Raw genomic sequence first — 19586 nt, 5'->3', positions numbered from 1 at the left:
TCTTTTGAGGTGGTTATGTTCAGAAAATTAGCAGCGGAATGCTTTGGTACATTCTGGCTCGTGTTTGGTGGCTGCGGTAGCGCAGTACTTGCCGCAGCCTTCCCGGAACTGGGAATTGGGTTTGCCGGGGTGGCTTTAGCCTTCGGTTTAACTGTATTAACCATGGCATTTGCCGTCGGTCATATTTCCGGCGGGCACTTCAACCCGGCGGTGACTTTAGGTCTGTGGGCCGGCGGTCGTTTCCCGGCGAAGGACGTTATTGGCTATATTATCGCCCAGGTTGTTGGCGGTATTATTGCCGCTGCCGTTCTGTATGTAGTTGCCAGCGGTAAAGCAGGCTTTGATGCCGCAGCCAGCGGCTTTGCTTCCAACGGCTTCGGGGAACACTCGCCGGGCGGGTACTCCATGCTCTCCGCCATTGTGATTGAAATTGTCCTGACCTGCGGCTTCCTGCTGGTGATTCATGGCGCAACGGATAAAAACGCACCGGCCGGTTTTGCGCCGATTGCGATTGGCCTGGCGCTGACCTTAATTCACCTGATCAGCATCCCGGTCACCAATACCTCTGTTAACCCGGCACGAAGCACCGCCGTGGCGATTTTCCAGGGGGGTTGGGCGCTGCAGCAGCTGTGGTTATTCTGGGTGATGCCTGTTATCGGCGGTATCCTCGGCGGCGTGCTGTATCGTACTCTGCTGGAAAAACGCGATTAATCGTTTATCTGGTTTCACGCAAGGCCTGGCAATGCCGGGCCTTTCTTTTCAGGCACAGCTTTACTCGGTTCTCTGATTTGGGTAGTGTCAGTGGCGCTCACCTCATTCTGCAAGGACCAGATCGTTCATGTTTTCGGGATTATTAATCATTCTGCTGCCATTGGTTGCCGGCTACCTTATTCCTCTGCGTCACCCTTCAGCACTAAAACTTATTGCGCGACTGTTGAGCTGGATTGTCTACGTGATCCTCTTTTTCATGGGGATTAGTCTCGCCTTCCTCGACAATCTCTCCAGCAACCTGCTGTCCATTCTTCATTATGCTGTGGTCAGCGTGATTGTTATTCTGCTGTGTAATATTGGCGCATTAATGTGGCTCGAGCAGAAAATGCCGTGGCGCCACCAGCACCGGCAGGAGAAATTACCTTCGCGCGTCGCAATGGCCATGGAATCCCTGCAGCTGTGCGGCGTGGTGCTTATTGGTTTCCTGATTGGTCTGAGCGGTTTGTCATTTTTACAGCATGCCACCGAGGCGAGCGAATATACGCTGATCTTCCTGCTGTTCCTGATTGGTATTCAGCTGCGGAATAACGGAATGACCTTACGACAAATAGTCCTTAATCGTCGCGGCATGATTGTGGCGGTGGTCGTCACGGCGAGTTCATTAGTCGGCGGCGTGATTAACGCCTTTATTCTCGACCTGCCGCTGAAGACCGGTCTGGCCATGGCCTCCGGGTTCGGCTGGTATTCGCTCTCCGGGATCCTGATGACGGAATCCTTTGGGCCGGTCATCGGCAGCGCCGCATTCTTCAACGACCTTTCCCGCGAGCTGCTGGCCATCATGTTGATCCCGGGCCTGGTTCGCCGCAGTCGTTCCACGGCATTAGGGCTATGCGGCGCCACCTCAATGGACTTTACTCTGCCGGTTTTACAGCGTTCCGGCGGCGTCGAGATTGTCCCTGCCGCTATCGTCCACGGTTTTGTTCTGAGCCTGCTGGTGCCGGTGCTGATCGCCCTCTTCTCGGCCTGAGGCACTTAGCGCCCGCACTCTGCCTCCGGCGACGATATTCGCCGCGCCCCGGGGGCGCATCGTCCTGGTCTCGATCTGTACCTCCGTGGCGGTAGCCCGCCGCGGCCAAATTTGCGCTAAATCAATCTCCCTTTAAATTGTATCAGAAATACCTTTTCTCCCTTCTTTTACCGGCATAACCTTAAACATGTATCTCAAATATAACTTTAAAAAAGGTGTGACCATGTTTTGTGTGCAATGTGAACAAACCATCCGTACCCCGGCAGGGAACGGCTGCTCTTACGCGCAGGGTATGTGCGGTAAAACGGCCGAAACGTCCGATCTCCAGGATCTGCTGATTGCTTCCCTACAAGGTCTGTCTGCATGGGCGGTAAAGGCCCGTGAATATGGCATCATCAATCATGATGTTGATAATTTTGCCCCGCGCGCATTTTTCTCCACGTTGACCAACGTTAACTTCGACTCCCCGCGGATTGTTGGCTACGCGCGTGAAGCGATTGCTATGCGCGACGCGCTGAAAGCGCAGTGCCTGAGCGTTGATGCGACCGCCAGCGTCGATAACCCGATGGCCAATCTGCAGCTGGTGAGCGACGATCTCGGCGACCTGCAGCGCCAGGCGGCGGACTTTACCCCCAACAAAGACAAAGCGGCTATTGGCGAGAACATTCTCGGCCTGCGTCTGCTCTGTCTGTACGGCCTGAAAGGTGCAGCGGCCTATATGGAGCACGCGCACGTTCTCGGTCAGTATGACAATGACATCTATGCGCAGTACCACAAAATCATGGCCTGGTTAGGCACCTGGCCCGCCGATCTGAACGCGCTGCTGGAGTGCTCGATGGAAATCGGCCAGATGAACTTCAAAGTGATGAGCATTCTGGATGCCGGTGAAACCACTAAATATGGCCACCCGACCCCGACTCAGGTCAACGTCAAAGCGACCGAAGGCAAGTGCATCCTGATCTCCGGCCACGACCTGAAAGATCTCTACAATCTGCTGCAACAAACCGAAGGCACCGGCGTCAACGTCTATACCCACGGTGAAATGCTGCCGGCGCACGGCTATCCGGAACTGCGTAAATTCAAACATCTGATCGGTAACTACGGCAGCGGCTGGCAAAATCAGCAGGTAGAGTTTGCCCGCTTCCCAGGTCCTATCGTGATGACCTCGAACTGCATTATCGACCCGACCGTTGGCGCCTATGATGACCGTATCTGGACCCGCAGCATTGTCGGCTGGCCGGGCGTCAATCACCTCGAGGGGGATGATTTTGCTCCGGTTATCGCTCAGGCACAGCAGATGGCGGGCTTCCCGTACAGCGAAATTCCGCACCTGATCACCGTCGGCTTCGGTCGCCAGACGCTGTTGGGCGCCGCGGATACCCTTATCGACCTGGTCAGCCGTGAAAAACTGCGCCATATCTTCCTGGTCGGCGGCTGCGACGGTGCGCGCGGCGAACGTAACTACTTCACCGATTTCGCCACCAGCGTCCCGGATGATTGCCTGATCCTGACCCTGGCCTGCGGTAAATACCGCTTTAACAAACTGGACTTCGGCGATATCGAAGGCCTGCCGCGTCTGGTCGATGCCGGTCAGTGCAACGACGCCTACTCGGCGATTATTCTGGCGGTCACCCTGGCGGAGAAACTGGGCTGCGGCGTCAACGATCTCCCGCTCTCTCTGGTGCTCTCCTGGTTTGAGCAAAAAGCGATTGTTATTCTGCTGACCCTGCTTTCGCTGGGGGTGAAGAACATCGTGACCGGCCCGACCGCGCCAGGCTTCTTCACGCCGGACCTGCTGGCAATTCTCAATGAGAAGTTCGGTCTGCGTTCAGTGACCACCGTCGAAGAAGATATGCAGCAGCTGCTGAGCGCGTAAGGAGTAAGAGAATGACCATGCCAACCCATCAGTGCCCGTGGCGGATGCAGGTTCATCACATCCATCAGGAAACGCCGGATGTCTGGACGATTTCGTTGCTCTGCCACGACTATTATCCGTACCGTGCCGGGCAGTACGCGCTGGTAAGCGTACGCAATTCGGCAGAGACGCTGCGCGCTTACACCCTTTCGTCGACGCCGGGGGTCAGCGAATATATTACGCTGACCGTTCGCCGGATTGACGAGGGAGCCGGCTCACAGTGGCTGACCCGTGAGCTCAAACGCGGGGATTATCTCTGGCTGTCCGACGCGATGGGTGAGTTCACCTGTGAAGATAAGGCGGAAGACAAGTTTCTGATGCTGGCCGCCGGCTGCGGCGTTACGCCGATTATGTCGATGCGCCGCTGGTTGGCAAAATATCGTCCGCAGGCCGATGTGCAGGTGATTTACAATATTCGCTCGCCTCAGGATGTGATTTTCGCCGATGAGTGGCGGCAGTACCCGGTGACGCTGGTGGCGGAAAATAACGCCACTCACGGTTTTGTCGCCGGGCGTCTGACCACGGAGTTACTGAAAAGCGTGCCGGACCTCGCAACCCGTACGGTAATGACCTGCGGACCTGCGCCCTATATGGATTGGGTGGAGCAGGAAGTGACCGCCCTTGGCGTGACGCGCTTCTTTAAAGAGAAGTTCTTTACGCCGGTTGCGCAAGCGGCCACCGACGGACTGAAGTTCACCAAACTGCAGCCGGCGAAGGCGTTTTATGCGCCGGTCGGTACTACGCTGCTGGAGGCGCTGGAAAGCAACCAGGTGCCGGTGACCGTCGCCTGTCGCGCGGGTGTATGCGGCTGCTGCAAGACCAAAGTGGTTTCCGGCGATTACACGGTCAGCAGCACCATGACGCTGACCGATGCAGAAATCGCTGACGGCTACGTACTGGCCTGCTCCTGCCATCCGCAGGGGGATCTGGTTCTCGCCTGATCGTAGAGGTACCCGACCTACGAGAGCAGCGGTCGTTTTGTAGGTCGGGTAAACACCGAGCCCCCGACAAAAATGCCCGGTGGCGCTAACGCTGACCGGGCCTGTGAGAGTCGCGGTAGGCCGGATAAGCGCAGCGCCATCCGGCCGTTCTTCACCGCCAGACCGAATTTCCCGCCACCGAGAAACGCCCCGCCCCAAGACAGGCAATCGCCAGCGCGCCAGTAAAGAAATAGACCAGGCTCTCAATTGCCCAGGCCCCGGTTTTATCCAGCGACCCGGTTTCGCCCATTCCCACCATCAGCCACGCCACGATCATCGTAAACGCCAGCACCAGCGCCGCCGGGCGGGTAAGGATCCCCAGAATCAGCAGACAAGGCGCAACCACCTCCCCCACCAGCACGCCATACGCGATAAAACCGGGCAATCCTTTGGCCACCAGCATGCCGCTAATGCCGTCCACGCCGGCAAAAAGCTTATGCAACCCGTGAAACAGCATCAGCCCACCCACCGCAAGTCGTAACAAGAGTTTGCCGACATCATCATGCGATAACATTTTATTAACAGCACTTAACAGCGATTTAACCATTTGAAATGATTCCTGTTTACCGTCTGGTGTGTCGACAGAATATGCGGGATTTGCGAACAATAAACCAGCGGAAAATGAGGGGAACGGGCGGGCGGAACGGTCAGTTTCATCTAAGCTTGTAAGCGTTATCACAAAAAGGAGATGGAAAACCATGAAGCAAACTGTGGCGGCATACATAGCAAAAACTCTTGAACAGGCCGGCGTAAAACGCATTTGGGGCGTCACCGGCGATTCCCTCAACGGACTGAGCGATAGCCTGAACCGGATGGGCACCATTGCCTGGATGCCCACCCGACATGAAGAGGTCGCCGCCTTTGCGGCAGGCGCCGAAGCGCAGTTAACCGGTGAACTGGCGGTTTGCGCAGGTTCGTGCGGCCCGGGTAACCTCCATCTGATCAACGGCCTTTTTGACTGCCATCGCAACCACGTTCCGGTGGTGGCTATCGCCGCCCATATTCCCTCCAGTGAAATCGGCAGCGGCTATTTCCAGGAAACCCATCCGCAGGAGCTGTTCCGCGAATGCAGCCACTATTGCGAGCTGGTCTCCACGCCAGAGCAAATCCCGCAGGTGCTGGCAATAGCGATGCGCAAAGCGGTGATTAACCGTGGCGTATCGGTGGTGGTGCTACCCGGCGACGTGGCGCTGAAAGCCGCGCCGGAGAACGCCAGCACGCACTGGTACGCTGCGCCGCTGCCGACGGTTACGCCGCCGGAAGAAGAGATCAAAAAGCTGGCGCAGGTCCTGCGCTATTCCAGTAATATCGCCCTGCTGTGCGGCAGCGGCTGCGCCGGCGCGCACGCCGAGCTGGTCCAGTTTGCCGCCAAATTAAAGGCCCCTGTCGTCCATGCCCTGCGTGGCAAAGAGCACGTTGAGTATGATAATCCCTATGATGTCGGGATGACCGGACTGATTGGCTTCTCCTCGGGTTTCCATACCATGATGAATGCCGATACCCTGGTGCTTCTTGGCACCCAGTTCCCCTACCGGGCCTTCTACCCCACCGACGCCAAAATTATCCAGATTGATATCAACCCCGGCAGCATCGGCGCCCACAGCAAAGTCGATATGGCGCTGGTCGGCGATATTAAATCCACGCTCGCTGCGCTGCTGCCGCATCTGGAAGAGAAAACCGACCGCGCGTTTCTGGATAAAGCCCTTGAGCACTACCGCGAAGCGCGTAAAGGGCTCGATGATCTGGCGAAACCAAGCGACAAAGCCATTCATCCGCAGTATCTGGCGCAACAGATCGGCCAATTTGCCGCCGACGACGCGATTTTCACCTGCGACGTCGGGACGCCAACCGTCTGGGCCGCCCGCTATCTGAAAATGAACGGCAGACGCCGCCTGATCGGGTCGTTTAACCACGGTTCGATGGCTAACGCCATGCCGCAGGCGATTGGCGCCAAGGCGACAGCGCCGGATCGCCAGGTGGTGGCGATGTGCGGCGACGGCGGTTTCAGCATGTTGATGGGCGACTTCCTTTCGCTGGCGCAGATGAAGCTGCCGGTGAAAATTATCATCTTTAACAATAGCGTCCTCGGCTTCGTGGCAATGGAAATGAAAGCCGGAGGCTATCTGACCGACGGCACCGAATTGCACGACACGAATTTCGCCCGCATTGCTGAAGCCTGCGGGATCACCGGGATCCGCGTCGAAAAAGCCAGCGAGGTCGATAGCGCGTTACAGACCGCGTTTAGTACCGATGGCCCGGTACTGGTGGATGTTGTCGTCGCCAAAGAGGAGCTGGCCATTCCGCCGCAGATCAAACTGGAGCAGGCCAAAGGATTTAGTCTGTACATGCTACGTGCCATTATCAGCGGACGCGGCGATGAGGTAATCGAACTGGCGAAAACCAACTGGCTCAGGTAAAACATTCTTTTAGTTAATACCTGAAATCATGCCTGATGCCGTGATGCGGCGCGCCCGAACATCCCCGACGACAGCACCACGCCTGTCGCCGGGGTCAGAAAAGTCGCGCCCCAGCAACTGCCTGCGGGATGAGCTACCCAGAAGGAAATGCCGTGATAGATTTACGCAGTGATACCGTAACCCGCCCATCACCCGCCATGCTGGAGGCGATGATGGCCGCCCCGGTCGGAGACGACGTGTATGGTGACGACCCGACGGTAAATGAACTTCAGCGCTACGCCGCACAGCTGGCCGGTAAAGAAGCCGCGCTGTTCCTGCCCACCGGTACCCAGGCTAATCTGGTCGGCCTGCTGAGCCACTGCCAACGCGGCGAAGAGTATATCGTCGGCCAGGGCGCGCATAACTATCTGTATGAAGCGGGCGGAGCGGCAGTGCTGGGTAGCATTCAGCCGCAGCCGATAGACGCCGCCGCCGACGGCACCCTGCCGCTGGATAAAGTTGCCGCGAAGATTAAACCTGACGATATCCACTTTGCCCCAACTCGCCTGCTGAGCCTTGAAAACACCCATAATGGTAAGGTTCTGCCGCGCGACTATCTCAAAGAGGCCTGGCAGTTTACCCGCGAGCGCAATCTGGCGCTGCACGTTGACGGCGCGCGTATCTTCAATGCGGTCGTGGAATACGATTGTGAGCTGCGGGATATCGCCCGGTATTGCGATTCTTTTACTATCTGTCTTTCTAAAGGATTGGGCACGCCGGTCGGCTCGCTGCTGGTCGGTAGCCACGAGTACATTCGCCGCGCCACCCGCTGGCGGAAAATGGTCGGCGGCGGCATGCGCCAGGCCGGTATTCTGGCGGCGGCAGGCCTTTATGCCCTGCAAAACAACGTCCAACGGTTAAAAGAGGACCACGACAATGCGGCGTGGATGGCCGGGCAGCTCAGCGCAATTGGCACCGACGTGACCCGACATGATACCAACATGTTGTTTGTCCGCGTGGGGGAAGAACACGCCGAAGCGCTGGGCGCATTTATGCAGCAGCGCGGCGTGCTGATCAATGCCTCGCCGATCGTGCGCCTGGTGACCCATCTGGATGTCAGCCGCCAGCAGCTTACGGACGTCGTCGGCCACTGGCAGGCATTTTTGCAACGCTAAGGAGAGCGGCGTGGCGCAACGAATTCTGGTGCTCGGCGCCAGCGGCTATATCGGCCAGCATCTGGTGCAGGCATTAAGCGAGCAGGGTTACCCGGTGCTGGCGGCGGCACGCCATGTCGACAGGCTGCAGAAGCTCAATCTCCCGGGCGTAAGCTGCCATCCGCTCGATCTTAACCAGCCGCAGGGGCTTTCCGCCCTGCTGGCGCAGGTGGATACCGTTTATTATCTGGTGCACGGGATGGGTGAAGGCGGCGATTTTATTGCGCACGAACGCCGGGTCGCGGTCAACGTTCGCGATGCCCTGCGCGCTACGCCGGTCCGGCAGCTGATTTTTCTCAGCTCCCTGCAGGCGCCGGAAGCTGAACAATCGGATCATCTGCGCGCCAGGCAAATCACCGCCGACATTCTGCGGGAATCCGCCGTCCCGGTCACCGAACTGCGGGCGGGAATTATCATCGGCGCCGGTTCCGCCGCTTTCGAAGTGATGCGCGATATGGTCTACAACCTGCCGGTCCTGACGCCACCGCGCTGGGTTCGGTCGCGAACGACGCCTGTCGCTCTGGAAAACCTGCTCTATTATCTGGTGCAACTCCTTCACCATCCGACCCGCGTTCATCGCGTACTGGAAGCCGCCGGACCAGAAGTCTTAAGCTACCAGCAGCAGTTCACTCGCTTTATGGCGGTTAGCGGCAAACATCGCCTGTTAATCCCGATCCCCTTTCCCACCCGCTGGATTTCGGTGTGGTTTCTCAACGTGATTACGTCGGTGCCTCCCACTATCGCCCGGGCATTGATTCAGGGATTAAAACACGATCTGATCGCCGACGATCGCGCCCTGCGAGCGCTGATCCCCCAGACGCTGATCTCCTTTGATGAAGCGGTGCGCCGCACGCTAAAAGAGGAAGAGCAGCTCGCCAACTCCAGCGACTGGGGCTATGACGCCCAGGCGTTTGCCCGCTGGCGGCCGGAGTATGGCTACTACCCTAAACAGGCCGGTTGTACGGTCAGCACCCATGCCAGCGCGGCGGCGCTGTGGCAGGTGGTCAATCAAATCGGCGGCAAAGAGGGTTACTTCTTTGGCAATATTCTGTGGCAGATCCGCGGGGCGATGGACCTGCTGGTCGGCCACCGGCTGGCGAAAGGTCGTCCCGATCGCGCCAGCCTACAGACCGGGGATACGGTGGACAGCTGGAAGGTCATTATCGTCGAACCGGAAAAGCAGCTAACCTTATTATTCGGCATGAAAGCGCCGGGTCTTGGGCGCCTGAGTTTTACGCTGAGAGATAAAGGCGATCGCCGCGAGCTGGATGTCCGCGCCTGGTGGCATCCTCACGGCATGCCCGGGCTGTTCTATTGGCTGCTGATGATCCCGGCGCATCTGTTTATCTTTCGCGGCATGGCGCGACGCATTGCCCGGCTGGCCGAACAAATCACAGGCAAATAGGCAGTATGTGTGGCATTCTTTCATCATTCTCATTGCATCATGAGGAGAATCACGGAAAAATGCGCACGAAATTCTTTTCTGGGACAGTAGGTTGATATGAAGGTACTGGTTACCGGTGCGACCAGCGGATTAGGCCGCAACGCGGTGGAATATCTGCGCCATCAAGGCATCAGCGTCAGAGCCACCGGGCGTAATGAAGCGATGGGCAAGCTTCTGAGCAAAATGGGCGCCGAGTTTGTGCCTGCTGATTTAACCGAACTGGTTTCTTCGCAGGCCAAAGTGATGCTCGCCGGTATCGATACCCTGTGGCACTGTTCAAGCTTTACCTCTCCCTGGGGTACACAGCAGGCTTTTGATCTCGCTAACGTGCGGGCTACCCGCCGTCTCGGAGAGTGGGCCGTTGCCTGGGGCGTGCGTAATTTCGTTCATATCTCCTCCCCGTCGCTCTATTTCGATTATCACCATCATCGCGATGTGCAGGAAGATTTCCGCCCGCAGCGTTTCGCCAATGAATTTGCCCGCAGCAAGGCGGCCAGCGAAGAGGTCATTCATCTGCTGGCCCAGGCGAACCCCAATACCCGCTTTACCATTCTGCGTCCGCAAAGCCTGTTCGGCGCCCATGACAAAGTGTTTATTCCTCGCCTGGCGCAAATGATGCAGCACTACGGTAGCGTTCTGCTGCCGCGCGGCGGCAGCGCGCTGGTTGATATGACCTATTATGAAAATGCGGTACATGCGATGTGGCTTGCCAGCCAGCCACAGTGCGATCATCTGCCCTCCGGCCGCGCCTGGAATATCACCAACGGCGAACCGCGTACGCTGAACAGCATCGTGCAGAAGCTGATTGATGAACTGGGCATTAAATGCCGGATCCGCTCAGTGCCCTACCCGATGCTGGATATTATCGCCCGCAGTATGGAGCATTTTGGCAATAAGTCCGCCAGGGAACCCGCCTTTACCCACTACGGCGTCTCCAAGCTGAACTTTGATTTTACCCTCGATATCTCCCGCGCTCAGCAAGAGCTGGGTTATCAGCCCGTGGTCACGCTGGATGACGGCATTATTCGCACCGCCGCCTGGCTGAAAGACCACGGCAAATTACACCGCTAGCCTCAGGTTATCCCTGGCCATACTTTTCCAGCAGCGCATCGGCGATGGCCTGGGTTTCAGCATCGGCGACGCCATCCCAGCGCGCCGGGCGGAAGTGCATCTGAAAGGCCATAATGACCCGTTTCTGTTGCGCGGAAGTCATCTCCGGGGTGACCTGATAGCCATAGCGAGAGAGCGTATCCAGCAGTTCAGCGCTATCAACCGGTTGATACGATGGCCGACCGTTGAGATAAAACGCCACCCGGCTGGCATCCGGCCACGCGCCAATACCTTGCCCGGCCAGCTGCCGCCATGGGAATAACGGCCCGGGGTCGTCCTTACGCTGCGGGGCAATATCGGCGTGGGCAACCACGTTTTGCGGCGCAATGTGGTAGCGGGCAATAATATCTTTTGCCAACGGAATCAGCGCATTAATCTGCGCCGGGCTAAACGGTGTAAAGCTTTTCACCCCCGCGCTCTTCTGCCAGCCGCGGTTCTCCAGTTCAATGCCGATCGAGGTATCGTTAATACGCGTACTGCCGCGCCAGAAGCTAATTCCGGCATGCCAGGCCAAATCTTGTTCCGGCACCAGCTGCCAAATCCGCGGTTTGCCCTGATACAGCGGCGGCTGCTGGGGGATCAGGTAGTGGGAGCTGACCTGATTGTCCGTCAGAGTCGCCAGGGAGACGTCAAAGTCATCGGCGGTATAGTGAATGACTAATACTTTCACTCTCGGGTAGGCTGCCTGCGCCGGATGGCGAGTATCGAGCTGGTAACCGTCGCAGTCAATAATCCCTTTTTCTGCGCTACAACCGGCCAGCAGCAGTAAGAGCGCGATAAGTCCAGAACGTTTCATCGGGAGGCAATCCCCCAACCTACGGTGAGTCGGGCCATCAGTCAGATCCTTATATAAACCACCTTCCGCCAGTGTCGATAGCGGCTTGACTCATGATAAACCATCAACTCAACGCTGTCTGCCGGTACCATTTTTCACATTTCACCGCAGTAATACATAAGGTAAATTTATACTAACCACTGTTTAAAATGAGATTAAGTAAAGTCTTAACGGCCCTTTTTAAAAATGACGACACAAATCATAACCCTGGAGTCATCTTTTCCTTATGAGTTCACAAGTTAAGGATCATAGTTTTGTAGTATTTAGCTTGAAAAAAAAATTCACTTGATTCAATCTGGTGCCGCTCATTGGTTAGTTAAAACAAGGGCATGATGATAGCAAGTTAAACAATGGAGATTAAAAATATGAAATATGCAGCTTTAGTGGCAGGTGCAGCATTGTTTTTAACCGCAAACGCATTCTCTGCGGAAATTTTGTCCAAAGAAGATTTCGCAAAAGTGCAGACCCAGTATCAAAAAGTGGGTACCATTTCCTCTACAGGCCAGACCGCTCCTAGCGATGCGCGTGCAGAGCTGCTGAAAAAAGCTGAAGAAAAAGGTGCTGATGTTGTCGTTCTGTCTTCTGGCAACACCGACAAGAAACTTCATGTTTCTGCCAATATTTATAAGAAAAAATAATTAATCTTTCTTTCTGAAGGGGTAATATCGCCAAATGGCGATATTACCCCTTTTGTATTTATGACAAGGTTTATTTTTAGATAGCATTTATATTTACAGCCCCTACATATCATTATTAAATAGCGCCCCGCGCACGGCCAGCACACTCAAATTCAGATCTACATATTTTAAATCCCGGCAAAATTCTTCTGACACCATGCAGCGAAATGATATTTAAAAACAGAAATTCATTCTGCCGCAGGCGGGTTGGCGATACTTATCGGGCATAAAAACAAGACTAAAATTTACAGCATTGCAGGTGGCAAATGAAAAAGGTCGTATTGATCCTCTCTGGGTTGGTCTGTTCCAGTTTTTCGCACGCGAGTGCGCTCTATTTTTATGAAATCGGTACGGAAGATGTCGGTCTGGCGGGAGCCGGTCAGGCGGCGCGGGCGCAGGATGCCTCCACTATCGTCACCAACCCTGCGGGAATGACCCGCCTGCCGGATCACATGTTTACCGGGGGAATGCAGGTCATGGGCGGTGATATCTCTTATCAGTTAAACGATGAAAACGGTCGAAGCAGTCCGGGAAACGTGATGAATTTGTTTCCTGGCGCCAGCGGTTTCTATGCGCAAAAAATCGATGATGATCTCTATGCCGGCCTGGGTTTATACGGTAATTACGGCTCAGGCATCGATTTTGGCAACTGGGCCGGAGATCGTCTGATTAAGAAAAGCACCATGGTCGCCATGACCCTGAGCCCGTCCCTGGCATACAAGCTTAACGATCGCCTCTCAATCGGCGCCTCCGCCAACCTGAATTACGGCTATCTGAGCCTGACGCGCGACGTCGAAGGCAGCGATCAAAAAGATAAAGACAACGATTGGGCGATGAGCTATCGACTGGGGCTGCTGATGCAGTTGACCGAGCAAACTCGCGCCGGCATCACCTGGAACAGTAAGACCGACTACGACTTTAAAATCGATGGCAAAGCCCGCCTCTCGAGGCCGGAAAATACCACCTATGACCTACCCATTTCGGCACAGGTACGCGCCCCTCAACAAATTATGTTTAGCCTTGTGCATGACATCAATAAGCAGTGGTCGGTGATGGGTGACCTCGGCTGGCAGGACTGGAGCCAGTTTGGCAGCCCGCAAGTGACCGTCGCAGGGCGGCAAAGTGATAAACAGAATCGCCTGAAAGACGCCTGGCACACCGCATCTGGCGTTCAGTATCGCCCAACCGAACAGTGGCGCCTGAACGCCGGGGTGGGCTTCAACAGTACGGTTTATGATTCACAAAGCGATATTGCTCTGTCGATGCCGACAGGCGACGAGTGGCGCTTTGCCGCCGGCGCGCAATATCAGATAACGCCAGCCAGCAATATTGGCATCGCGGTCTCCTGTTTGCATATGCAGTCCGGGCAGGTGAAAACACCGGCTGTTGTCGCCGGTGATTACGATCATCCCTACCTGTGGTTTGCCAGCATGAACTACAGCTACCGGTTCTGACGCAAAATATCGCCCGCGGCAACTGCGCATCGGGCGATATTCTCCGGTCGTTAAATCAGCTTGAATAAGAAACGTACCGGCTTAATCTGCAAAATATCCTGCCATATTTTATGTAAATCGATAACGCCAGCCAGCCCGAGTAATGCCAGGGTAATCAATACCGTCGCGGCGGTAATAATCAGCATCAGGCGGACCATATTTCGCTGAATTTTTTCCTGCTGCCGGGCGTGGCGCTGTTCTTTTTCATACTCGACCAGCGTGGTAATCGCCTTGCCCTGCACAATATAGCGGCCACGCTCTTCGGCCAGCTCACCTGAAAGGGCAAGCGATTCCATCAGCAGCGTGACTTTATATTGGAATGACTCATTGCGGATATGTTTATACCACAGCCTGCCGTAGAGAAGTTCAATCACCTCATCCACAGTGAGACCTGCCTCTGGGTCTGACGGGCGCCGCCTCACGAACTCATTCACGATTAAACGCAATAAAAATATACGTTCCTGACTTTTGAGTTCACGCTCCCGGAAGAATGTGGAAACAACAGCCCCCTTCCCTTTGAAAAGAAAAATTTTGCTATCGACGATATGCAGATAATAGTTAATGGCGTAATAAAATATAGATTCCGATATGATTTTGCCATATTTTTTATAGTGAACAATTTCGCTTTCCATCCCGAGAATACGGGAAACGGGTAACTTTTCCGTTTGCACATCATCAGATGCCAACAGGGCTAAACGCTCAACGTGGACGTCGCAACCATTGAATCCAATCAGCCGATAGCGCTGCCTGCCGGCATCGGCAAAATGTACCGCATAATAGTCATACGGTTCCCCCAGCCGGTCGTTTTTTGCCACAAAGCGAGGTAAAAACTTCGCCCATAATCGGGCCTTAACATTTGCTATAAAGTTATTTAACACGAATAATCCCGTTATGCTGACAGCCTCTTTTAATCTAAATATAAACACTATCCCTACTGCTTAATTAGCATTTAACCAGATATATAAATTTACTTTTACGTAAAAAACAGATTGTATTGGCGAGAATAAATAGCGTGCCATCGATGATAAGAAATAGCATTATCGCGGACAACGCATGGGCACAAATAGACCGTGGGGAAAAAATGTATTGCCTGAGCTCTAAGAGTCAAGCGCATTCCGGAACCAGTACGCTATGCTTGAACAGAAACTAATAACGTAGTGAGCTTATAAGGAAATCATCATGCGCTACAAACTCGTTGCTTTTATTATCCCGTGCGCGCTCGCGCTGAGTGCCTGTACCACCGTCACGCCCGCCTATAAAGATAATGGCACCCGCAGCGGGGCCTGCATCGAAGGTGGGCCGGATGAGGTAGCACAGAAATTCTACGATTATCAGATCCAGCATCGGAACAACGACCTGGCGGCCCTGCGACCTTATCTCAGCGACGATCTGGCCAGGCTGTTAAACGATGCCCGCCAGGATCCCTCGCGCAGCTCGCTGCTGCAATCGAACCTCTTCTCCAGCTCGACGACCCCGGCCGATAGCGCCAGCGTAGCCAGCGCCTCAACTATCCCAAACCGCGATGCCCGCAATATTCCTCTGCGCGTCGATTTAAAACAGGGCAGTCAAAGCTGGCAGGATGAAGTGCTGATGATTCAGGAAGGTCAGTGCTGGGCCGTCGACGACGTGCGTTATCTTGGCATTAACTCCCATGCCCCGGCCGGTTCCCTGCAACAGAGTCTTGAAAAACGCGGATAAGGGCGTGGAACCCACGCCACTTAAACGATAACCCCGGTAAAATGTCGGTATTTCTCCAGGTTATGCCGACATTTGTGCCTCCCCACCCCGCGAACCCATATTTTGTGCTAAGTTTAGAGGTAAATGTGGTTTACATTTAACTTTTAACGCATAAATATTGCATAACTATTCTGTCAAAGGTAGTATTTGCGGCCTCAATAGCTATTCGTATCAGACAGCCCAGATGAGTATTAAACTAAACGGCATTAACTGCTTCTACGGCGCGCATCAGGCGCTGTTCGACATCACGCTGGATTGCCCGCAGGGGGAAACGCTGGTGCTGCTCGGCCCCAGTGGCGCCGGGAAAAGCTCGCTGCTTCGCGTACTCAACCTGCTGGAAATGCCGCGTTCCGGGACATTACATATCGCCGGTAACCACTTCGACTTTACCAAAGCACCTTCTGACAAAGCCATTCGTGAGCTGCGCCAGAACGTGGGTATGGTTTTCCAACAGTATAATCTGTGGCCGCACCTGACGGTGCAGCAAAACCTGATTGAAGCCCCCTGCCGCGTGCTGGGGTTAAGTAAAGACATGGCGCTCGCTCGCGCCGAAAAACTGCTGGAACGTCTTCGTCTCAAGCCCTACAGCGATCGCTATCCGCTGCATCTTTCCGGGGGCCAGCAGCAGCGCGTCGCCATTGCGCGGGCGCTGATGATGGAACCTCAGGTCCTGCTGTTTGATGAACCTACCGCAGCACTCGATCCGGAAATCACCGCTCAGATCGTCAGCATTATCCGCGAACTGGCCGGCACCGGCATTACGCAGGTTATCGTCACCCACGAAGTGGAAGTGGCGCGTAAAACGGCAAGCCGCGTAGTGTATATGGAAAATGGTCACATCATTGAACAAGGGGATGCCAGCTGCTTTACGCATCCGCAGACCGACGCGTTTAAAAACTATCTTTCACATTGATGTTTTCGGGGAAATGACGATGAAAAAAGTACTGATTGCCGCGATCCTGGCCAGCATGAGCCTGTCAGCTACTGCCGCCCAGACCATTCGTTTCGCCACTGAGGCCTCCTACCCTCCGTTTGAATCGATTGATGCCAACAATAAAATTGTCGGTTTTGATGTCGATCTGGCCAACGCGCTGTGTAAAGAAATTGATGCTACCTGCACCTTTACCAACCAGGCCTTCGACAGCCTGATCCCCAGCCTCAAATTCCGCCGCGTCGATGCGGTGATGGCCGGGATGGATATCACGCCTGAGCGTGAAAAACAGGTGCTGTTCACGACGCCTTACTACGAAAACTCGGCGCTGTTTGTCGGCCAGCAGGGTAAATTCACCAGCCTCGAACAGCTGAAAGGCAAAAAGGTCGGCGTCCAGAACGGAACCACGCACCAGAAATTTATTAACGACAAACACCCTGAAATCACCACCGTGCCATACGACAGCTACCAGAATGCGAAGCTGGATCTGCAAAACGGCCGTATTGATGCCGTGTTTGGTGATAATGCCGTCGTCACCGAGTGGCTGAAGAGCAATCCGAAGCTGGCCGCGGTGGGCGATAAAGTCACCGATAAAGACTACTTCGGTACCGGTCTGGGCATTGCGCTTCGTCAGGGCAATACCGAACTGCAGCAGAAATTTAATGCTGCGCTGGAAAAAGTGAAAAAAGATGGGACTTACCAGACCATCTATAGCAAATGGTTTCAGAAGTAACGCTAAATGAATGAAATTTTTCCCTTAGCAAGTGCCGCCGGGATGACCGTCGGCCTTGCCGTTTGCGCGCTCATCATCGGCCTTGTGCTGGCGATGCTGTTTGCCGTGCTGGAGTCAGTAAAATGGCGCCCGCTGGCATGGTTCGCAACCGGCGTGGTCACGGTTCTGCGTGGACTACCGGAGATTCTGGTGGTCCTGTTTATCTATTTCGGCTCCTCTCAGCTGCTGCTTACGCTCTCTGACGGTTTTACGATCAATCTTGGCTTTGTGCAGATTCCGGTACAGATGCAGATTGAAAACTTCGACGTCAGTCCGTTCCTGTGCGGCGCCATCGCGCTGTCCCTGCTCTACGCCGCTTACGCCTCGCAAACTCTGCGCGGGGCGCTCAAGGCGGTACCTCAGGGGCAGTGGGAGTCCGGCCAGGCGCTGGGGCTATCGAAAGGGGCGATCTTCTTCCGTCTGGTGATGCCGCAAATGTGGCGTCATGCGCTGCCGGGCCTCGGCAACCAGTGGCTGGTTCTGCTGAAAGATACCGCGCTGGTCAGTTTAATCAGCGTCAACGATCTGATGCTGCAAACCAAGAGCATCGCCACCCGCACTCAGGAACCGTTTAACTGGTACATCATCGCGGCGGCGATCTATCTGGTCATCACCCTGCTCAGTCAGTACATCCTCAAACGTATTGACCAACGTGCGACGCGCTTCGAACGGAGACCAGGCTGATGCTCGATTATTTACCTGAACTGCTGAAAGGGCTGCATACCAGCCTGACGCTGACCGCGGCGTCGATCGTCGTGGCGCTGATTCTGTCGCTGGTTTTCACCATCGTCCTGACGCTGAAAACGCCGGTACTGGTGTGGATTGTTCGCGCTTACATCACCTTATTTACCGGTACGCCGCTGCTGGTACAGATCTTCCTGATTTACTATGGCCCGGGTCAGTTCCCCTCTTTGCAGAACTACCCGGTACTGTGGCATCTGATTTCTGAACCCTGGCTGTGCGCCATGATAGCCCTGTCCCTGAACAGCGCGGCTTACACCACCCAGCTGTTTTATGGTGCGATCCGCGCCATTCCTGACGGCCAGTGGCAATCCTGCAGCGCGCTGGGAATGAGCAAGAAAGACACGCTGGCGATTCTGCTGCCGTACGCCTTTAAACGCGCCCTCTCTTCGTATTCCAACGAGGTTGTGCTGGTGTTCAAAAGCACTTCCCTGGCTTACACCATTACGTTGATGGAAGTCATGGGGCACGGCCAGCTGCTGTACGGACGTACCTATGACGTTATGGTGTTTGGGGCGGCCGGTATTGTCTATCTCATCGTCAACGGTCTGCTGACGCTGCTGATGCGGTTAGTGGAGCGTAAAGCGCTGGCGTTTGAACGACGGAATTAGCGTTGACCGACGCCAGCAGCTCACATCACGAGTGAGTTGCATGAGGTGAATGCATAAGTAGCAAACATAAAGACGGGCATGTCTATAGAATGTCCGTCTTTTTTATTTCCATAAAAAATAATTATACGTAATTATTGAATACAAATTCATTTAGTGGCATTGTGAAAATCAGCCGCAGACACGGCACAACATCATAAGATTGACCGACGGGAGTTCCACGATGAAAAAGTTAGTTCTGGCTGCACTGCTTTCCTCTTTCGCCTTTGGCGCCGCTGCCGCAGAAAAAATCAGCTTCGGCGTTTCTGCAACCTACCCCCCTTTTGAATCCATGGATGCGAACAATCAGATCGTCGGTTTCGATCTGGATCTGGCAAAAGCGCTGTGCAAACAGATGCAGGCTGACTGTACCTTTACCAACCACGCTTTCGATAGCCTGATCCCGGCGCTGAAATTTAAAAAATATGACGCGGTGATCTCCGGTATGGACATTACCCCGGAGCGCAGCAAGCAGGTCGCATTTACCGATCCGTACTACGCCAACTCGGCGCTGGTTATTGCTAAAAAAGACGCCTTCCACTCCTTTGCCGATCTGAAAGGCAAACGTATTGGCATGGAAAACGGCACCACCCACCAGAAATACCTGCAGGATAAACATCCGGAAGTGAAAACTGTCGCCTATGACAGCTATCAGAATGCGATTATCGACCTGAAAAACGGCCGTATTGACGGGGTGTTTGGCGATACCGCCGTGGTGAATGAGTGGCTGAAAACCAACCCGCAGCTGGGCGTCGCCACTCCAAAAGTGACCGATCCGCAATACTTCGGCACCGGCCTCGGTATCGCAGTACGTCCGGACAACAAGGCGCTGCTGGAAAAACTCAATGGTGCGCTGAAGGCGATTAAAGCGGACGGCACGTATCAGAAAATCAGCAACCAGTGGTTCCCGGAATAATTTTCTGCTGACCCGCGGTGCGGAAATACCTTGCCCGGGC

The 19586-nt window shown here is 54.8% G+C and carries 19 protein-coding genes; 16 read left to right on the top strand and 3 right to left on the bottom strand.

Annotated features, from left to right (window positions below; all coding sequences use genetic code 11):
• The first annotated feature begins 15 nt into the window (after positions 1-15).
• The 4 genes from aqpZ (at position 16) to hcr (ending at position 4594) form a co-directional block, all read left to right on the top strand.
• Positions 16-711 (top strand): aquaporin Z, encoded by a 696-nt coding sequence (gene aqpZ, locus ROR01S_RS23595; protein WP_004860006.1) that lies wholly within the window; start codon positions 16-18, stop codon positions 709-711.
• Between the two features lie 127 nt (positions 712-838).
• Positions 839-1738 (top strand): LysO family transporter, encoded by a 900-nt coding sequence (locus ROR01S_RS23590; RefSeq protein WP_004860005.1) that lies wholly within the window; start codon positions 839-841, stop codon positions 1736-1738.
• A 223-nt stretch (positions 1739-1961) separates the two neighbouring features.
• Positions 1962-3614: a hydroxylamine reductase gene (gene hcp / locus ROR01S_RS23585; RefSeq protein WP_015584806.1), complete on the top strand. Its 1653-nt coding sequence runs from the start codon at positions 1962-1964 to the stop codon at positions 3612-3614.
• Positions 3615-3625: 11 nt separating this feature from the next.
• A complete protein-coding gene (hcr, locus tag ROR01S_RS23580) occupies positions 3626-4594 on the top strand; it encodes an NADH oxidoreductase (protein WP_004860001.1) in 969 nt (322 codons plus the stop codon).
• Between the two features lie 151 nt (positions 4595-4745).
• Here the strand turns inward: hcr and ROR01S_RS23575 are convergent, their stop codons facing one another.
• Positions 4746-5180 (bottom strand): DoxX family protein, encoded by a 435-nt coding sequence (locus ROR01S_RS23575; RefSeq protein ID WP_044351378.1) that lies wholly within the window; start codon positions 5178-5180, stop codon positions 4746-4748.
• 151 nt (positions 5181-5331) lie between these two features.
• On the opposite strand from ROR01S_RS23575, the gene poxB reads away from it, so the two are divergent.
• The 4 genes from poxB to ROR01S_RS23555 all read left to right on the top strand — a co-directional run bounded on the left by poxB (position 5332) and on the right by ROR01S_RS23555 (position 10758).
• The gene (gene poxB / locus ROR01S_RS23570; RefSeq protein WP_004859997.1) at positions 5332-7050 is read left to right on the top strand and encodes a ubiquinone-dependent pyruvate dehydrogenase; all 1719 of its coding nucleotides are present in this window, start codon (positions 5332-5334) and stop codon (positions 7048-7050) included.
• A gap of 152 nt (positions 7051-7202) precedes the next feature.
• Complete coding sequence (ltaE, locus tag ROR01S_RS23565) at positions 7203-8204, top strand: low-specificity L-threonine aldolase (protein ID WP_064359927.1); 1002 nt, start codon at positions 7203-7205, stop codon at positions 8202-8204.
• A 10-nt stretch (positions 8205-8214) separates the two neighbouring features.
• On the top strand, positions 8215-9648 hold the full coding sequence (locus ROR01S_RS23560; RefSeq protein ID WP_015584809.1) for an SDR family oxidoreductase: 1434 nt from the start codon (positions 8215-8217) through the stop codon (positions 9646-9648).
• A 96-nt stretch (positions 9649-9744) separates the two neighbouring features.
• Positions 9745-10758, top strand: a complete 1014-nt coding sequence (locus ROR01S_RS23555; protein ID WP_004859991.1) for a 3-beta-hydroxysteroid dehydrogenase — start codon at positions 9745-9747, stop codon at positions 10756-10758.
• A gap of 7 nt (positions 10759-10765) precedes the next feature.
• Here the strand turns inward: ROR01S_RS23555 and ROR01S_RS23550 are convergent, their stop codons facing one another.
• A complete protein-coding gene (locus ROR01S_RS23550; protein ID WP_064359926.1) occupies positions 10766-11593 on the bottom strand; it encodes an N-acetylmuramoyl-L-alanine amidase in 828 nt (275 codons plus the stop codon).
• A gap of 404 nt (positions 11594-11997) precedes the next feature.
• Here ROR01S_RS23550 and yahO point away from each other — a divergent pair, with 404 nt between their 5' ends.
• The gene (gene yahO, locus ROR01S_RS23545; RefSeq protein ID WP_004859987.1) at positions 11998-12270 is read left to right on the top strand and encodes a DUF1471 family periplasmic protein YahO; all 273 of its coding nucleotides are present in this window, start codon (positions 11998-12000) and stop codon (positions 12268-12270) included.
• A gap of 305 nt (positions 12271-12575) precedes the next feature.
• Positions 12576-13763 carry an OmpP1/FadL family transporter gene (locus ROR01S_RS23540; RefSeq protein ID WP_064359925.1) on the top strand — a complete coding sequence of 396 codons (1188 nt, stop codon included), beginning with the start codon at positions 12576-12578 and terminating at the stop codon, positions 13761-13763.
• A gap of 50 nt (positions 13764-13813) precedes the next feature.
• Here ROR01S_RS23540 and ROR01S_RS23535 read toward each other — a convergent pair whose 3' ends face one another.
• Positions 13814-14728, bottom strand: coding sequence for a hypothetical protein (locus tag ROR01S_RS23535; protein ID WP_064359924.1), 915 nt, complete (start codon positions 14726-14728; stop codon positions 13814-13816).
• Positions 14729-14981: 253 nt separating this feature from the next.
• Here ROR01S_RS23535 and ROR01S_RS23530 point away from each other — a divergent pair, with 253 nt between their 5' ends.
• The 6 genes from ROR01S_RS23530 to artJ all read left to right on the top strand — a co-directional run bounded on the left by ROR01S_RS23530 (position 14982) and on the right by artJ (position 19546).
• The gene (locus tag ROR01S_RS23530) at positions 14982-15500 is read left to right on the top strand and encodes a lipoprotein (RefSeq protein ID WP_004859979.1); all 519 of its coding nucleotides are present in this window, start codon (positions 14982-14984) and stop codon (positions 15498-15500) included.
• Between the two features lie 223 nt (positions 15501-15723).
• Positions 15724-16452 carry an arginine ABC transporter ATP-binding protein ArtP gene (gene artP / locus ROR01S_RS23525; protein ID WP_004859977.1) on the top strand — a complete coding sequence of 243 codons (729 nt, stop codon included), beginning with the start codon at positions 15724-15726 and terminating at the stop codon, positions 16450-16452.
• A gap of 19 nt (positions 16453-16471) precedes the next feature.
• Entirely contained in the window at positions 16472-17203 is a 732-nt protein-coding gene (gene artI / locus ROR01S_RS23520; RefSeq protein WP_004859975.1) for an arginine ABC transporter substrate-binding protein ArtI, read from the top strand.
• Positions 17204-17209: 6 nt separating this feature from the next.
• The gene (gene artQ, locus ROR01S_RS23515; RefSeq protein ID WP_004859972.1) at positions 17210-17926 is read left to right on the top strand and encodes an arginine ABC transporter permease ArtQ; all 717 of its coding nucleotides are present in this window, start codon (positions 17210-17212) and stop codon (positions 17924-17926) included.
• A complete protein-coding gene (artM, locus tag ROR01S_RS23510; protein ID WP_004859971.1) occupies positions 17926-18594 on the top strand; it encodes an arginine ABC transporter permease ArtM in 669 nt (222 codons plus the stop codon). The genes artQ and artM overlap by 1 nt, the downstream gene beginning before the upstream one ends.
• Positions 18595-18814: 220 nt before the next feature.
• Positions 18815-19546 (top strand): arginine ABC transporter substrate-binding protein ArtJ, encoded by a 732-nt coding sequence (gene artJ / locus ROR01S_RS23505; RefSeq protein WP_004859969.1) that lies wholly within the window; start codon positions 18815-18817, stop codon positions 19544-19546.
• The last annotated feature ends 40 nt before the right edge of the window (positions 19547-19586 follow it).

This window comes from Klebsiella ornithinolytica NBRC 105727 = ATCC 31898 (genome assembly GCF_001598295.1).
GTDB lineage: Bacteria > Pseudomonadota > Gammaproteobacteria > Enterobacterales > Enterobacteriaceae > Klebsiella > Klebsiella ornithinolytica.
The sequence above is the reverse complement of the archived record's forward strand: the minus strand, read 5'-3'. Positions and strand labels throughout refer to the sequence as shown.